The sequence below is a fragment of the Dellaglioa sp. CoH-57-MRSF-19 genome (genome assembly GCF_056781975.1).
This window is the reverse complement of sequence record NZ_JBXAXW010000002.1, coordinates 139,999-156,298: the sequence shown is the minus strand read 5'-3', so window position 1 is coordinate 156,298 and position 16,300 is coordinate 139,999. Positions and strand designations below refer to the sequence as shown.

General features: G+C 35.2%; 14 protein-coding genes. 13 read left to right on the top strand and 1 reads right to left on the bottom strand.

Going from position 1 to position 16,300, the window contains the following annotated elements; all coding sequences use genetic code 11:
* The first annotated feature begins 4 nt into the window (after nt 1–4).
* Both purH and purD read left to right on the top strand, forming a co-directional pair.
* Nucleotides 5–1,543 carry a bifunctional phosphoribosylaminoimidazolecarboxamide formyltransferase/IMP cyclohydrolase gene (gene purH, locus AC1RO3_RS02540; RefSeq protein ID WP_481761305.1) on the top strand — a complete coding sequence of 513 codons (1,539 nt, stop codon included), beginning with the start codon at nt 5–7 and terminating at the stop codon, nt 1,541–1,543.
* A gap of 51 nt (nt 1,544–1,594) precedes the next feature.
* Entirely contained in the window at nt 1,595–2,857 is a 1,263-nt protein-coding gene (purD, locus tag AC1RO3_RS02535; protein ID WP_481761306.1) for a phosphoribosylamine--glycine ligase, read from the top strand.
* Between the two features lie 62 nt (nt 2,858–2,919).
* On the opposite strand, the gene AC1RO3_RS02530 is transcribed toward purD, so the two are convergent.
* Nucleotides 2,920–3,126: a cold shock domain-containing protein gene (locus AC1RO3_RS02530; protein ID WP_409022794.1), complete on the bottom strand. Its 207-nt coding sequence runs from the start codon at nt 3,124–3,126 to the stop codon at nt 2,920–2,922.
* Nucleotides 3,127–3,263: 137 nt separating this feature from the next.
* Here AC1RO3_RS02530 and AC1RO3_RS02525 point away from each other — a divergent pair, with 137 nt between their 5' ends.
* The 11 genes from AC1RO3_RS02525 to pyrE all read left to right on the top strand — a co-directional run bounded on the left by AC1RO3_RS02525 (nt 3,264) and on the right by pyrE (nt 16,269).
* On the top strand, nt 3,264–4,922 hold the full coding sequence (locus AC1RO3_RS02525) for a formate--tetrahydrofolate ligase (RefSeq protein ID WP_481761307.1): 1,659 nt from the start codon (nt 3,264–3,266) through the stop codon (nt 4,920–4,922).
* Between the two features lie 22 nt (nt 4,923–4,944).
* A complete protein-coding gene (gene lspA / locus AC1RO3_RS02520) occupies nt 4,945–5,388 on the top strand; it encodes a signal peptidase II (protein WP_481761308.1) in 444 nt (147 codons plus the stop codon).
* On the top strand, nt 5,385–6,290 hold the full coding sequence (locus AC1RO3_RS02515) for an RluA family pseudouridine synthase (protein ID WP_409022551.1): 906 nt from the start codon (nt 5,385–5,387) through the stop codon (nt 6,288–6,290). Before lspA ends, AC1RO3_RS02515 begins: the two co-directional genes overlap by 4 nt.
* A gap of 146 nt (nt 6,291–6,436) precedes the next feature.
* Nucleotides 6,437–6,982 carry a bifunctional pyr operon transcriptional regulator/uracil phosphoribosyltransferase PyrR gene (gene pyrR / locus AC1RO3_RS02510; RefSeq protein ID WP_481761309.1) on the top strand — a complete coding sequence of 182 codons (546 nt, stop codon included), beginning with the start codon at nt 6,437–6,439 and terminating at the stop codon, nt 6,980–6,982.
* Between the two features lie 136 nt (nt 6,983–7,118).
* The gene (locus AC1RO3_RS02505; protein ID WP_481761310.1) at nt 7,119–8,393 is read left to right on the top strand and encodes a solute carrier family 23 protein; all 1,275 of its coding nucleotides are present in this window, start codon (nt 7,119–7,121) and stop codon (nt 8,391–8,393) included.
* 14 nt (nt 8,394–8,407) lie between these two features.
* On the top strand, nt 8,408–9,358 hold the full coding sequence (locus AC1RO3_RS02500) for an aspartate carbamoyltransferase catalytic subunit (protein ID WP_481761311.1): 951 nt from the start codon (nt 8,408–8,410) through the stop codon (nt 9,356–9,358).
* Nucleotides 9,355–10,644: a dihydroorotase gene (locus AC1RO3_RS02495; RefSeq protein WP_481761312.1), complete on the top strand. Its 1,290-nt coding sequence runs from the start codon at nt 9,355–9,357 to the stop codon at nt 10,642–10,644. Before AC1RO3_RS02500 ends, AC1RO3_RS02495 begins: the two co-directional genes overlap by 4 nt.
* A 3-nt stretch (nt 10,645–10,647) precedes the next feature.
* Nucleotides 10,648–11,724 (top strand): carbamoyl phosphate synthase small subunit, encoded by a 1,077-nt coding sequence (locus AC1RO3_RS02490; protein ID WP_481761313.1) that lies wholly within the window; start codon nt 10,648–10,650, stop codon nt 11,722–11,724.
* Nucleotides 11,725–11,726: 2 nt separating this feature from the next.
* Nucleotides 11,727–14,912, top strand: a complete 3,186-nt coding sequence (gene carB, locus AC1RO3_RS02485; protein ID WP_481761314.1) for a carbamoyl-phosphate synthase large subunit — start codon at nt 11,727–11,729, stop codon at nt 14,910–14,912.
* A gap of 16 nt (nt 14,913–14,928) precedes the next feature.
* On the top strand, nt 14,929–15,642 hold the full coding sequence (gene pyrF / locus AC1RO3_RS02480; protein WP_481761408.1) for an orotidine-5'-phosphate decarboxylase: 714 nt from the start codon (nt 14,929–14,931) through the stop codon (nt 15,640–15,642).
* Nucleotides 15,643–16,269: an orotate phosphoribosyltransferase gene (gene pyrE, locus AC1RO3_RS02475; RefSeq protein WP_481761315.1), complete on the top strand. Its 627-nt coding sequence runs from the start codon at nt 15,643–15,645 to the stop codon at nt 16,267–16,269. It begins immediately after the preceding gene.
* Nucleotides 16,270–16,300 lie beyond the last annotated feature (31 nt).

Here is a 16,300-nt window from a genome sequence, read left to right as displayed (position 1 = left end):
TAAGATGAAAAGAGCTTTGATAAGTGTATCTGATAAAACTGGTGTTGCAGACTTCGCTCAGGGATTAATCAAACGTGGATTTGAAATTATTTCAACTGGTGGTACGTTTAATATTTTAAAGGATGCCGATATCGCTGTAATTAGAATTGAAGATGTGACTCACTTTCCAGAAATGCTTGATGGACGAGTTAAAACATTACACCCAATGATTCATGGTGGGTTATTAGCAAGGCGTGACAATCCAGCTCATATGGCTAAATTAGAAGAAGAACATATTGCCTTAATCGATTTAGTTTGTGTAAACTTATATCCCTTTAAAGAAACGATTGAAAAACCTGGTATTACTGAGTCAGAAGCTATTGAGCAAATCGATATTGGTGGGCCTTCAATGTTGCGTTCTGCTGCCAAAAATTTTGAATCTGTTTATGTTGTTGTCGATAAAGCTGATTATCCGTCTGTTTTAGATAAACTCGATGATGATAAAATGGATAATCAGTTTCGTCGACAATTAGCAGCTAAAGCGTTTAGACACACGGCTGCATATGATACTTTAATATCATCTTATTTAACAAAAGAATTAGAAATTGAATTTCCTGAAAAATTGTCATTAACATATGATTTCAAACAAGGAATGCGTTATGGTGAAAATGCACATCAAAAAGCGGCTTTCTATCAATCAGCTTTACCAAATGCTTTTTCGATTGCTGCCGCTAAACAATTACATGGTAAAGAGTTATCGTATAACAATATTAAAGATGCCGACGCTGCTTTAAAAGTTGTCTCAGAATTTAAGCAACCTGCTGTCGTTGCGATGAAACATATGAATCCTTGTGGGGTTGGTACTGGAGAAACGATTAATGCTGCATGGAAAAAAGCATTTGATGCTGATAAAACGTCAATTTTCGGAGGCATTATTGCCTTAAATCGTGAAGTTGATTTAGAAACAGCAACTGAATTACATCATTTATTCCTTGAAATTATTATCGCACCAAACTTCACAGATGCTGCATATGATATTTTAGCTAAGAAGAAAAATCTTCGTGTTATGACAATTGATTTCAGTCAAAAGGACCAAGCTGATAAATATGAATATGTCTCAGTGATGGGTGGCTTACTTGTTCAAGAACGTGATCAAGTCATTGACCAAATGGAAGAATTAAAAACGGTAACTGAAAAATTACCAACAAGTGATGAAAAAGAAGCAATATTATTCGCTCAAAGAATTGTGAAGCATGTTAAGAGTAATGCGATTGTAATTGCAACTAAGGATCAAACACTTGGAATTGGTGCGGGTCAAATGAACCGTGTCGGATCGGTTAAAATTGCGTTAGAGCAAGCACTAGAACATGGGATGGTAGAACCATTTGTCTTAGCTTCAGATGCTTACTTCCCAATGGATGATAGTGTTGAATATGCTGCTGATCATGGTATTACGGCAATTATTCAACCGGGAGGGTCAATTAAAGACCAAGAGTCAATTGATATGGCTAATCGCAAAAATATTGCTATGGTATTTAGTGGCCGTCGTCATTTCAAACATTAAATTGTTAAAATGAGTCTATCTTTTTAACCTATGAAAGGATTATTTTAAATAATGAAAATTTTAGTTATTGGTTCTGGCGGACGTGAACATGCCATCGCACGTAAATTTATTGAAAGTGATACTGTCTCAGATGTTTACTGTTTACCCGGAAACCCTGGGATGAATAACAACGGGATTAAATCTGTGGGTATTGATATCACTAATTGGATTGGCATGACAACCTTTGTCCGTGAAAATGACATTGATTGGACTTTTGTTGGACCAGAAATTCCACTGATAGATGGCATAACTGATTTTTTTCGTGAAGAAAACCTAGTTATATATGGGCCTTCAAAAGCCGCTGCCCAGTTAGAGGGGTCAAAGGAATTTGCGAAACAAGTTATGGCGTCAGCCAATATCCCGACAGCTAACTATCAGACATTTACCGATTACCAGACTGCATTAGATTATATGACGCACCAATCATTCCCAATAGTTATTAAAGCAAATGGATTAGCTGGTGGTAAGGGCGTTATTATTGCTCAAGATCTATCAGAAGCAACTGATGCTTTGCGTTCATTTTTAGTCCAACAACAATTTAATACAACAGAAGTATTAATTGAAGAGTACCTTGAGGGTGAAGAATTTTCATTGATGGCATTTATTGATCGAGATAAAGTTTATCCGATGCCAATTTCTCAAGACCATAAACGGGCATTTGAGGGAGATAATGGTCCTAATACCGGCGGAATGGGCGCATATTGTCCAGTTCCACAAATTTCAGAAGATGTTGTTACGGAATCAATTGAAAAAATTGTTCAGCCAACAGCGGATGAAATGATGAAACGTGGTATTCCATTCACAGGTATTTTATATGTGGGAGTAATTTTAACTAAAGACGGTCCAAAAGTAATTGAATACAATGTTCGGTTTGGCGACCCCGAAACTGAAGTCGTATTACCAAGATTAAAAACGGATTTTGCATTAGTTATTTCAAAATTATTGCAGCATGAAAGTCCATCTTTACAATGGGAAACAGAGGGAATCACTCTAGGTGTCGTTATTGCCGCTGATGGGTATCCAGAAAATCCTGAAAAAAATATTACATTACCCAATTTAAGTGACTTTAAGTCACTTTCCAACAGAATTGATTTTGCAGGTGTAAAATTAGTTGATAAGAAATTAGTTAGTGCAGGTGGACGCATTTATATTATGCATGAATCAGGCGTAGACATGGCAGATGCACAACAGAAACTTTATCAGTTAATTGCTGATTTTGAAGCACACAAAACATTTTACAGAATGGATATTGGTTATAGGGCGAATCTAAAATAAAAAAACGTTCATGTTTACTTATAGTACAAGTAAGCATGAACGTTTTATGAGTTTATGACAGATTAATTAGTGACAATTGAAACATTTGCGGCCTGTAAACCACGGCTACCTTCTTTAATTTCAAATGTTACATTTTGACCAGTTCCAAGTACTTTAAATGCGTCAGATTGTATAGCGGTATAATGGACAAATATCTCTTTTTCATCACCATAAGCAATGAATCCATAACCTTTTTGTGCGCTAAACCATTCAACAATGCCAGATTCCATATCAAACGCCTCCCAAAATTGGTCGTAAAGTTTAAGTACTTCTACAGTATAGGTAACTTTAACCAGTAGTGCAACTAATGACAATCGCAGTTTTCTCAGTTATACTTAAAAGAACTTAATATGAAGGGATGATCAATTTGAACGATATAGAAATTGCACAAAAAAACGTGATGAAACCAATCGAAGAAGTAGCTAACGAGATTGGTTTGAAAAAAACTGATATTGAACCATATGGTAATTTTAAGGCAAAAATAAACTTACCTTTAGATTTACCTAAAAATAAAAATTCTAAGTTAATTCTCGTTACAGCAATTAGTCCCACTCCAGCTGGAGAAGGTAAATCAACCGTAACAGTTGGTTTAGGGGATGCTATGCATCGTTTGAATGAGAAAGTTATGATTGCTCTCAGAGAACCTTCTTTAGGTCCTGTTATGGGGATGAAGGGTGGCGCAACTGGTGGTGGTTATTCTCAAGTTGTCCCAATGGAAGATATTAATTTACACTTTACAGGTGATATGCATGCTTTAACAACTGCAAATAATACACTTGCTGCTTTGATTGATAATCATATTCAGCAAGGTAACGATTTAAAAATTGATCAAAGACGTATCATTTGGAAACGAGTACTTGATATTAACGATCGTGCATTACGCCATGTTGTAGTAGGCCTTGGTGGCCCAATGCAAGGGATACCTAGAGAAGATGGATTTGATATTACAGTTGCCAGTGAATTAATGGCTATTTTGTGTTTGTCAAAAGATATTAAAGATCTAAAATCAAGAATCAGTGATATTGTTGTAGCATACAATATAGATAAAAAACCAATTACAGTTGCTGATTTAGGTGTAACTGGTGCAATTAGTTTGTTATTAAAAGATGCAATTAAACCTAATTTAGTTCAGACTTTAGAGCATACACCTGCCATTATTCACGGCGGACCTTTTGCTAATATCGCACATGGCTGTAATAGTGTTCTTGCAACACAAACTGCCTTACAATTGGGCGACTATGCAATTACGGAAGCGGGATTTGGGGCTGACTTAGGTGCTGAAAAATTTCTTGATATCAAAACACCAATCTTAGGTAAGACACCTGATACAATTGTTCTTGTTGCTACAATCCGCGCTTTGAAAATGCATGGCGGAGTTGCTAAAACTGAATTGAATACTGAAAATGTTGCTGCTTTAAAAGCAGGATTTGTTAATTTAAAGAAGCATGTTGAAAGTATGCAGCGTTATGGCATTCCAGTTGTTGTTGCTATTAACAAGTTTACTGCTGATACAGATCTTGAAGTCCAAACTTTGATTGAACTTACCTCTGAAATTGGTGTTTCCGCTATACCTGCAGATGTTTGGGGACAAGGTGGTGCCGGTGCTCTTGATTTAGCAAAAAAGGTGATTGAAACAACGAATGAGATTCATGAATTTAAAGCATTGTACGAGGCTGATGATTCTGCTGAAACTAAAATTGAAAAAATTGTTAAAACGATTTATGGTGGCGCTAAAGTTGAATATGCACCTAAAGCAAAACAGCAATTACGTCAGTTTAAAGAATTGGGATGGGATAAATTACCTATTTGTATGGCAAAAACACAGTATTCATTGTCAGATAATGCTAAACTGTTAGGAGCACCTACGGAATTTACAATTCATATACGTGAATTTAATCCTAAATTAGGATCGCGTTTCTTAGTTGCACTAACTGGAAATGTCCTAACGATGCCTGGATTACCTAAAGATCCAGCTGCAAATCATATGGATATTGACGATAATGGCCTAATTTCAGGGTTATATTAATTAAGAATTAAGAGGATTTAATATGATTTTATATGCATTATTAGCAATAATTATTTTAGTTGTAGATCAAGTAGTGAAATACGTGGTTTCAGCTAATATTGCGTTGAACACGAGTCAAACAGTTATACCTAATTTTTTATCGATTGCTAATATTAGAAACGATGGTGCAGCTTGGAGTTTACTGGCTGGAAAACAATGGTTCTTTTTTATTGTTTCTGTTTTAGCATTAGGATTAATGATTTATTACTTTTATAAATATAGAACAAACATGGGCTATAAGTTCAGCATTACATTGATGATTGCTGGAACATTAGGCAACTTTATTGATCGATTGAGATTTGGTTATGTTGTTGATATGTTTCAAACAGATTTTGTTAACTTTCCAATTTTTAACGTGGCGGATACTGCGTTAACAGTTGGCGTTATCATTTTATTAATAATTGTTTTAAAGGAAGACGATAAATGACAGAATTAGTAATTCAAGATGAGACAGGACGTCTCGATAAGGTTATTGCGAAGTTAATGCCTGAAATATCTAGATCAAAAGTACAACGCTGGATTGAAAGTGGCGATATTTTAGTTAATGGTAAAACAGAAAAGACTAAATATGCCGTCCAACCAGGAGATAAAATTAATTTAGTAGAACCTGAACCAGTTGAGTTAGATTTAATACCACAAGATATCCCATTAGACATTGTTTATGAAGATGATGATGTTATTGTTGTGAATAAACCGCAAGGTATGGTTGTTCATCCATCACCGGGGCATGCAGATGGTACATTAGTTAATGCATTATTATTCCATAGTCCTTTATCAACAATTAATGGTGCCTTTAGACCAGGAATTGTTCATCGAATTGATAAGGATACTTCTGGACTTTTAATGGTTGCTAAAAATGATAAAGCACATCAATCATTAGCTGCTCAATTGAAAGCAAAAACGAATATTCGTGAATATATTGCTTTAGTACACCAACCGATTAAAGAAGAATCAGGAATTATTAAAGCACCACTCGGTCGTTCACCAAAAGATCGTATGAAGCAAGCGGTTGTTAAAGATGGACGTCCAGCAGTGACACATTTTAAAGTGGAAAAAAATTATGAAAACTACTCACTTATTAAGTGTCAGTTAGAAACAGGTCGTACACATCAAATTCGTGTTCACATGCAATATATTGGGCACCCAGTTGTAGGTGATCCCTTATATGGGTCACGTAAAACAATTAAAGGGCATGGTCAATTTTTACATGCAGCTAAGCTTGGATTTAAGCATCCAACAACGGGTAAAGAGCTTATTTTTGAAGTACCAATCCCACCTATTTTTAAAAGTACGCTGGATTATCTTGACAAAACAAACGCTATCAGGTAACATGAAAATCAATAAAGTTCCTTTAAAATAGTCCTGTGAGACTAAAAGGTAATGTGCGAATAGATTTCTTTTCTAGAAGTCTGCCTCTTAGTCTAAGTATTTTTAGATTAGGGGGCTTTTTTATTGGAAAAAAGGAGGAATACTAGATGGCAAAAGAAGTAGTAGATTCGTTAGGTATGAAACGTGCTTTAACCAGAATGACATACGAAATTATTGAAAAGAATAAAGGTATTGATAATCTGGTACTGATTGGAATCAAAACAAGAGGCATCTATTTAGCAAGACGAATTGCGGATCGCTTAAAACAACTTGAAGGTGCTGATGTTTCAGTGGGTTCACTAGATATTGCACTTTATCGTGATGACCGACATGATGCAAGTTTAGGTAATGAACCAACTGTTAATACGCAAGGTGAACAAATTGATTTTGATATTACAGGTAAGCAAGTTATATTAATTGATGATGTTTTATATACTGGACGTACAATTAGAGCTGCACTTGATGCTTTAATGGATCAAGGAAGACCTCAAACTATTAATTTAGCCGTTCTTGTTGATCGAGGCCATAGAGAATTACCAATAAGAGCTGATTATGTTGGGAAAAATATTCCTACCTCGTCAGATGAACAAGTATCAGTTTCAGTAGAAGAAATTGATGGCAAAGACTCAATTGAAATTGAAAGAATTAAATAATAAATCGTTAAGATGTTCCAGAGAGAGCAAACGATTTAGAAATCTATTAGGGAATAACGTAGGCCCAAACTAGATTTCAACTTCGAACGCATCTCTCTATAGAGGTGCGTTTTTTATATAGAAAGGAAATGAGAAAATGAAAGAAAAGTTTAGAAATGATGATGCTGTACTTGATATCCATGATAGACCATCATTTGGGCAATGGATGGGATTATCAATTCAACATTTGTTCACGATGTTTGGAGCAACAGTTTTAGTACCTATTCTAGTCGGTTTGAACCCAAGTATTGCTTTATTTAGTTCAGGTGTAGGTACTTTGGTTTATATCGGAATTACAAATGGTAAAATTCCAGCTTACCTTGGTTCAAGTTTTGCTTTTATTGCGGTTATGCAAATGTTAATGAAAACATCCGGTTATCCGGCGGTTGCTCAAGGAACGATTGCAGCTGGATTAGTTTATCTGATTGTTTCAATTATTATCGGAAAAGTTGGTTCAGGTTGGCTTGATCGTATTTTACCACCAGTTGTCGTGGGGCCAGTTGTCATGGTCATCGGATTATCTATGGCAACAACAGCAGCAAGTAACGCGATGTTAAAATCGGGTACTTATGATATTAAATATGTTTGGGTCGCAATCTTCACCCTGGCCATTACAATATTTTTCAATATGTATCTTAAAGGATTCATTAGTTTAATTCCCATTTTATTAGGAATTGTCTGTGGCTACATTATGGCCGTCTTATGTGGAATCGTTGATTTTTCTACGGTAGAAAAGGCAAATTGGCTTACATTACCTGCATTCGATGTTGCATTTATAAATTACCAACCTAAAATTTATTGGAGCGCCATTATTGGTATGGCACCAATCGCATTTGTCACAATGACTGAGCATATGGGTCATATAATGGTTTTAAATAAATTAACGAAAAGAAACTTTTTCAAGGATCCTGGACTAAATAGAACCCTTTTCGGTGATGGTGTATCATCAATTATTGCTGGATTTGTTGGAGGTCCTCCAACAACTTCGTACGGTGAAAATATTGGTGTTTTAGCCATGACTAAGGTTCATAGTATTTGGGTGATTGGTGGCGCCGCATTCTTCGCCATTGTCTTTAGTTTCGTTGGAAAAATTAGTGCTTTGATTCAAAGTATTCCAGGACCAGTTATTGGTGGTATTAGTTTTCTACTCTTTGGTGTTATTGCTTCAAGTGGGTTAAGAATCTTAATCGATAATCAAATTGATTATGATAAAAAGCATAATCTGATGATTACTGCCAGTATCCTAGTGTTAGGAATTGGTGGCATGTACTTAAAAGTAGGCGATTTACAATTAACAAGTATTGCACTTGCAACAGTAGTAGGTATTGCACTAAACCTTATTTTACCTAAAGAAGCTAAAAGCGAAAAATAATAGGAGATGATATTTTGTTAGATAAAAAGACAAATTTAGTTCAGTTACAACATTTAGTATCAATCGAGGATCTATCTACAGAAGAAGTTGAAGCATTAATTGAAAGAGCTGAAAAGTTTAAACGAAATCCGTCATTATTTAACTTAAAACATCCTATCTTTACAACAAATTTATTTTTTGAAAATAGTACCAGAACACATAGTAGCTTTGAAGTAGCTGAGCAACGTATGAAATTAAACATTGTCTCATTTAATCCAAGTATTAGTGCACTCAGTAAAGGTGAAACTTTATACGATACTGTTTTAACAATGGGTGCTATTGGGACTCAAATCGCAGTTATCCGCCATCCTGAGAATGAATATTATCAACAATTAATTGGTGATAATGATTTGGGAGTTGGTATTATCAATGGTGGAGATGGGAGTGGACAACATCCTTCACAATGTTTACTCGATATGATGACGATTAAAGAAGAGTTTGGGACATTTAAAGACTTAAAAGTTGCAATTGTAGGAGATTTAACTAATTCGAGAGTTGCTAAAAGTAATATGCAATTATTAAAAAAATTAGGTGCTTCATTATACTTTTCAGGTCCAAAGGAATGGTTTTCTGAAGAATTTGAAGCATACGGTCAGTATTTAGAAATGGACGAATTAGTTGGTGAAGTTGATGTTATGATGATGCTACGTGTCCAACATGAGCGTCATACGGATGATAGTAAATTTTCGAAAAAGAATTATCATGAAAAATTTGGATTAAGTATTGAACGCGGTAAAAAATTAAAAAAACAAACAATTATTATGCATCCGGGTCCGATTAATAGAGATGTAGAATTAGCCAGTGAATTAGTTGAATGTGAACAATCACGATTTGTAAAACAAATGACGAATGGGGTATTTGTTAGAATGGCCATTTTAGAAGCTGTCATTAACGGACGTCATTTAATGGAGGCTAATAGAGCATGAAGAAATTAATTAAAAACGGAACCGTTTTTTTGAATCATAGTTTTAGCCAACAAGATATCTTGATTGAAGACGACAAAATTAAAGCAATTGGCACTAATTTAGCTGATGAACTGTTAAATGTTGATTTAGTTATTGATGCAGAACATTTAATTGTTGTACCCGGGTTAATTGACGTTCATGTCCATTACAGGGAACCTGGATTTGAATACAAAGAGACGATTAAGACAGGAAGTCAGGCCGCTGCCCGAGGTGGTTTTACCACAGTAGGAGCCATGCCTAATTTAGATCCTGTTCCTGATACGTTAGAACATTTTGCTGAAATAAAGCGACGTAATCAAAAAGACGGACAAGTACATATTTCCCAATATGCTGCAATTACCAAAGGTAGAACTTCTGAAGAATTAGTAAATTTTGGAGAATTAAAAAAAGCCGGGGCATTCGCCTTTACAAATGATGGCTCAGGTATTCAGACAGCTGGAACAATGTATCTTGCAATGAAAGAAGCAGTAAAGGTTAATTTACCACTTGTCTCTCATGTTGAAGATAACTCATTATTATTTGGTGGCGTCATGAACGAAGGTGTTCGTGCAAAAAATCTAGGGCTACCTGGTATTATGGGGGTTGTAGAATCATCACAATTAGCCCGAGATTTAATGCTTGCACAAAAAACGGGTGTTCACTATCATATGTGTCACGTTTCTACAAAAGAAAGTGTGGAATTAATTCGACTTGCTAAGAGTCATGGAATTAATGTTTCCTGTGAAGTTTCACCACATCATTTATTATTAACGGATTCAGACATTCATATGGATAATGGTAATTTTAAAATGAACCCCCCATTACGAACTGAAGAAGATCGCCTAGCTTTGATCGAGGGATTATTAGATGGCACAATCGATATGATTGCGACAGATCATGCACCACATAGTGAAGATGAAAAACGCGGTAGCATGCTTAATGCCGCTTTTGGTATAACTGGAAGTGAAACGGCCTTTCCGTTGTTATATACAAGAATGGTTAAAACAGGGATTTTAACATTAGCCCAACTTATTGTTCTAATGAGTGAAGCGCCAGCCAAACAGTTTAATCTAAATGGTGGTACGTTTGAGCCTGGTTCAGTAGCAGATATTGCAATTTTTGATATCAAAAATGAGCAAACAATTAATGAAGCAGATTATGTCTCAAAAGGTAAAAATAGTCCTTTTACAGGGCAAAAAATTTATGGGAAAACAATGTTAACGCTAGTTAGCGGTGAAATCAAATATGATAGTCGAAAGGTTGAGTAAATCATGAAACGATTCTTAATTTTAGAAGACGGAAGTATTTTTAAAGGATTTAGTTTTGGAGCAATGGCCTCAACTACTGGCGAAGTCGTTTTTACGACTGGAATGACAGGGTACCAAGAAACGATTACAGATCAATCATTCAGTAATCAAATTATCACGTTTACTAATCCTATTATTGGTAATTATGGTGTTAATTTGGATGATTATGAATCAATAGAACCTTCATGCAAGGGCGTTATCGTTAATAATGTTGCTAGGGTTTCTAGCAATTGGCGTCAACAATTAACCTTAGATGAATTTTTAAAACAGAAGGATATTCCTGGAATATATGGCATTGATACACGCGAATTAACAAAGAAATTACGAAATGTAGGAACGATGAAAGGAAGCATTATTGATTCCGATGCTGATTTAAATCATGCCTTTGATGCAATGAGTGCAACTGTACTCAACCAAAATATCGTCCAACAAGTTTCAACGATTAAACCCTATCCTAATCCTGGAACAAAATTAAACATTGTATTAGTCGATTTTGGGTTAAAGCACAGTATTTTGCGAGAGTTATCTAAGCGTGATTGCAACGTAATTGTTTTACCGTATAATGCAACTGCAAAACAAATATCTGATTTACAACCTGATGGTGTCCTATTATCGAATGGGCCAGGGGATCCCAAAACTTTACCGGAGGTTGTTGAGATGATCAAAATGATACAACCTAAATTTCCGATTTTTGGTATTTGTTTAGGACATCAGTTACTAGCACTAGCAAACGGTGCAGATACATATAAAATGAAATTCGGACATCGTGGATTTAATCATCCGGTTAGAGAAATTGCAACTGGACGAATTGATTTCACCTCACAAAATCATGGATTTGCGGTGGATAGCGATTCTATCGATTCAGATAAACTGATAGTGACACATCGTGAAATTAATGACGAGTCTGTTGAAGGAATTAAACATAAAACTGATCCAGCATTTAGTGTCCAATTTCATCCGGATGCTGCGCCTGGTCCACATGATGCAGATTATTTATTTGATGAATTTATTGAAATGATAAACCGAGTTGGGAGAAAATAAATATGCCTAAGAGAAATGATATCCATAAAATAATGGTTCTTGGATCTGGTCCTATTATTATTGGTCAGGCCGCAGAGTTTGATTATTCTGGTACACAAGCTTGTTTATCTTTAAAAGAAGAGGGTTACGAAGTTGTTTTAGTGAATTCCAATCCAGCTACAATTATGACGGATAAAGAAGTTGCAGACGAAGTGTACATTGAACCTTTAACGGTAGAATCAGTTTCAGGTATTTTACGTAAAGAGTATCCAGATGCCATTGTACCAACTTTAGGTGGTCAAATTGGCCTTAATTTAGCTATGGAATTGTCTCAATCAGGTATATTAGATGAATTAAACATTGAATTATTAGGTACTAAATTAAAATCAATTGATCAAGCTGAAGATCGTGAACAATTTAAACAATTAATGCAAGAGTTAAATGAACCCGTTCCGGAATCACTAACTGTTGAAACCTTAGAGAGTGCGCTAGAATTTGCAGATATTGCAGGATACCCAGTTATTGTTAGACCTGCATTTACAATGGGTGGGACTGGTGGTGGTCTATGTAAAACAGCTGAAGAACTTAGTAAAACGGTTGTTAATGGATTAGAGCTATCACCAACAACACAATGCTTGATAGAAAAGAGTATTGCAGGATACAAGGAAATTGAATTTGAGGTTATGCGAGACCACGCTGATAATGCAATTGTTGTTTGTAGCATGGAAAATTTTGATCCTGTTGGTATTCATACAGGAGACTCTATTGTCTTTGCACCAACTCAAACCTTATCTGATAGAGAGTATCAGATGTTACGAGACGTATCCTTGAAATTAATTAGGGCCTTAAAAATAGAAGGTGGTTGTAATGTACAACTTGCTCTAGATCCTCATAGTTTTAAATATAATATTATAGAAGTTAATCCGCGTGTAAGTCGTTCATCAGCATTAGCTTCAAAAGCAACGGGATACCCAATTGCGAAGATAGCTGCCAAAATAGCAGTTGGATTGAATTTAGATGAGATTTTAAATCCAGTGACTAAAACAACTTTTGCTGAATTCGAACCAGCATTGGACTACGTTGTTGCTAAAATACCACGTTGGCCATTTGATAAGTTCAATCGAGCAAATCGTTCACTTGGAACGCAAATGAAGGCAACTGGTGAGGTTATGGCAATTGGTCGTAATATGGAAGAAAGCTTGTTAAAAGCAGTTCGATCTTTAGAAATTGATGAAGATTACTTGTGCTTAGATAATGCTCAAAATGCAACTGACTCCCAACTTGAAAACCAGTTGGTTAATGCAACTGACCAGAGATTGTTTTATTTAACAGAAGCAATACGTCGCGGGTACACAATTGAAGAAATTGAAAAACTAACAAAAATAAATTTAGTCTTTTTGGATAAATTAAAACACATAGTCGAAATTGAAATGTCGCTAAGTATCAATATTAAAGATATTGACGTCCTTATTGAAGCTAAAAAACATGGTTTTAGTGATAAAGTTATTGCTGATATTTGGCACGAAACTTCGGAGGATATTAGAAAGTTTAGAATAGAAAATAATATTATTCCAGTTTATAAAATGGTTGATACCTGTGCTGCGGAATTTGAATCAGCCACACCATACTTTTATAGTACGTACGAACATGAGAATGAGAGTTTAAAGAGTAAAAAACAAGCAATTATGGTTATTGGTTCTGGTCCCATTAGAATTGGTCAAGGTGTTGAATTTGATTACGCAACAGTTCATTGTGTTAGAGCTATCCGTGACGCAGGATATGAAGCAATTATCATGAATAGTAATCCAGAAACCGTTTCAACTGATTTTTCAATCGCTGATAAATTATATTTTGAACCATTAACATTGGAAGATGTTTTAAATGTGATTGATGTTGATAAACCTTTAGGTGTAATCGTTCAGTTTGGTGGACAGACAGCAATTAATCTTGCTGCGGGATTACAACAGTATGGCATTAAAATATTAGGAACGTCTGTTAACAATTTGGATCGTGCTGAGGATAGAGAGTCATTCAACCGAGCGATTAAGCATCTAGGATTAAAACAACCCATTGGTAAGACTGCAATAACACAAGAAGATGTGCTTAAGCGAGCAACAGAAATCGGTTATCCCGTTCTTGTTAGACCTAGCTATGTTTTAGGTGGACGTGCAATGGAGATTGTTCAAAATCAGGTTGAACTCGAATTATATTTGCTAAATAACGTTAAAATCGCACCACAACATCCAATCTTAATTGATAGTTATCTTGAAGGTATTGAGTGTGAAGTAGATGCAATTTGTGATGGTGTTTCTGTCTTAATTCCAGGAATTATGGAGCATATTGAACATGCTGGAATTCATTCAGGCGACTCAATGGCTGTATATCCATCACAACATCTATCAGACAAGATTAAAGCAGAAATCGTTAATGCAACTAAAAAGATTGCACTTGAACTAAAATGTGTGGGATTAATGAACCTTCAATTTATTGTGCATCAAGATGAACTTTATATTTTAGAAGTTAATCCACGTGCCAGTCGTACCGTTCCATTTTTAAGTAAAGTAACAGGTATTAAAATGACCCAGGTAGCGACTAAAATTATATTAGGTTATGATTTGCAAGAACAAGGTTACCAGGATGGTTTATACCCAGAATCTAGTTCTGTTCATGTAAAAGCGCCTGTGTTCTCATTTAGTAAATTGAATGATGTTGATCCATTTCTAGGACCAGAAATGAAATCAACCGGGGAAGTTATGGGAACGGATCAAACATTTTCTAAAGCACTCTGCAAAGCATTAGTAGCCGCTAATATTAGTTTATCAGGTAATGGTTCCGTATTAGTAAATGTTAACGACAAAAATAAAAATGCTATATTACCACTTGTTCAACGATTTGTTTTACTTGGTTACAAAGTTTTAACATTACCAAAAATGGTTGATTTCTTTTTAGATAATCAGATTAAAACGTTTACCAGTACAGAGGCATTAAGCGTTAACCGACAATTAGATGATATTAATAATTTGTTACAAACTGGAACCGTTCAATTTGTTATCGATACACTATCAGATGATCACGATAAAGCATCATATGGTTATCAAACGCGTAAAATATCAGTAATGCAACATATTCCATTGTTTACATCTTTACAAACTGTTGATGTACTTATTCAAGCGTTAGAAAGCCAGTCATTTTCAGTAGCAGCACTATAAAAATTAAGGGGAGTAGATAATGATTAATCGACCTATCATTGCTTTAGATTTTCAGAATAGAATGCAAACGACAGATTTTTTACAGTTATTTCCTCAAGATGAACAACTATTTGTTAAAGTTGGTATGGAATTGTTTTACAGTGAAGGAACTCGTTTTGTTGAAGAATTAATTGATCAGGGGCATGACATTTTTCTTGATTTAAAATGTCATGATATTCCAAATACTGTTCGGCAAACTATGACCAGTTTAAGTCGACTAGGTATTTCATTAACAACAGTCCATGCGGCTGGTGGCGTTGAAATGATGAAATATGCATTAGATGGATTAGACCAAGGTAATTCCTCAATAAAAATGCCGAAAATAATCGCAATTACACAATTAACTTCTACCAGCCAAGAACAACTAGAAACGGAACAATTGGTTGAACGACCATTAATTGAAAGTGTCGTTAATTACGCTAAGTTAACAGAATTAGCTGGATTAGCGGGTGTTGTTTGTTCAGCACAAGAAGCTAAAATAATTAAGGAAGCAACTTCCAAAAACTTTTTGGCAGTCACACCTGGAATACGATTGGAAGGGCAGGCAGTAAGTGATCAAAAAAGAGTAATGACACCAGCTGCTGCAAAAAGAAATCAAAGTAGCGCCATCGTTGTCGGACGATCAATAACGCAAGCAGTAGATCCGTTTGCTGCTTACCAAGCAATCAAAAAAATGTGGGAGGAAGCTTAAATGAATTTAGCAGAGACAGTTGCCAGTGATTTATTAGAGATTGGTGCCGTAACTTTATCGCCAAAGAAGCCGTTTATTTGGGCAAGTGGACTAAAAAGTCCAATTTATTGTGATAATCGGTTAACGATTAGTTATCCTGAAATTCGTACTAGAATCGCTAAAGGCATAGCAGGTATTATTCGTGAAAAATATCCTGATACAGAGGTAATTGCAGGAACGGCAACTGCAGGAATACCCCATGCAGCATGGATTGCTAATGAATTAAATTTACCGTTAATTTATGTTAGAACAAAGCCTAAAGATCATGGTACTGGTCAACAAATTGAAGGACGATTAATCAAAGGACAAAAAACTATTTTAATTGATGATCTCATTTCAACTGGTGGAAGTGTTATTCAAGCAGTTAATGCAGCAAAAAATGAAGGCGCTGATGTTCTAGGTGTCATCGGTATTTTTAGTTATGAACTAGCGGCAAGTACGACAAATTTTGCTGATATTAAAACACCTTTTGAGACATTAACTAATTATTCAACACTTATTAAAGTAGCTAAGGAACAAGAAAAAATTAATTCTGATGAAAAATTATTATTGGATAAATGGCGTATCAATCCAAGTAATTGGTTATAGTAAAAAAGTTTCAACTAAGAATAATTTCTTA

Bases quoted from the DNA above. Each gene is read 5' to 3' on its own strand.
- purH (WP_481761305.1), top strand. From the start codon at position 5: ATGAAAAGAGCTTTGATAAGTGTATCTGATAAAACTGGTGTTGCAGAC.
- purD (WP_481761306.1), top strand. From the start codon at position 1,595: ATGAAAATTTTAGTTATTGGTTCTGGCGGACGTGAACATGCCATCGCA.
- AC1RO3_RS02530 (WP_409022794.1), bottom strand. From the start codon at position 3,126: ATGGAATCTGGCATTGTTGAATGGTTTAGCGCACAAAAAGGTTATGGA.
- lspA (WP_481761308.1), top strand. From the start codon at position 4,945: ATGATTTTATATGCATTATTAGCAATAATTATTTTAGTTGTAGATCAA.
- AC1RO3_RS02515 (WP_409022551.1), top strand. From the start codon at position 5,385: ATGACAGAATTAGTAATTCAAGATGAGACAGGACGTCTCGATAAGGTT.
- pyrR (WP_481761309.1), top strand. From the start codon at position 6,437: ATGGCAAAAGAAGTAGTAGATTCGTTAGGTATGAAACGTGCTTTAACC.
- AC1RO3_RS02505 (WP_481761310.1), top strand. From the start codon at position 7,119: ATGAAAGAAAAGTTTAGAAATGATGATGCTGTACTTGATATCCATGAT.
- AC1RO3_RS02495 (WP_481761312.1), top strand. From the start codon at position 9,355: ATGAAGAAATTAATTAAAAACGGAACCGTTTTTTTGAATCATAGTTTT.
- AC1RO3_RS02490 (WP_481761313.1), top strand. From the start codon at position 10,648: ATGAAACGATTCTTAATTTTAGAAGACGGAAGTATTTTTAAAGGATTT.
- carB (WP_481761314.1), top strand. From the start codon at position 11,727: ATGCCTAAGAGAAATGATATCCATAAAATAATGGTTCTTGGATCTGGT.
- pyrE (WP_481761315.1), top strand. From the start codon at position 15,643: ATGAATTTAGCAGAGACAGTTGCCAGTGATTTATTAGAGATTGGTGCC.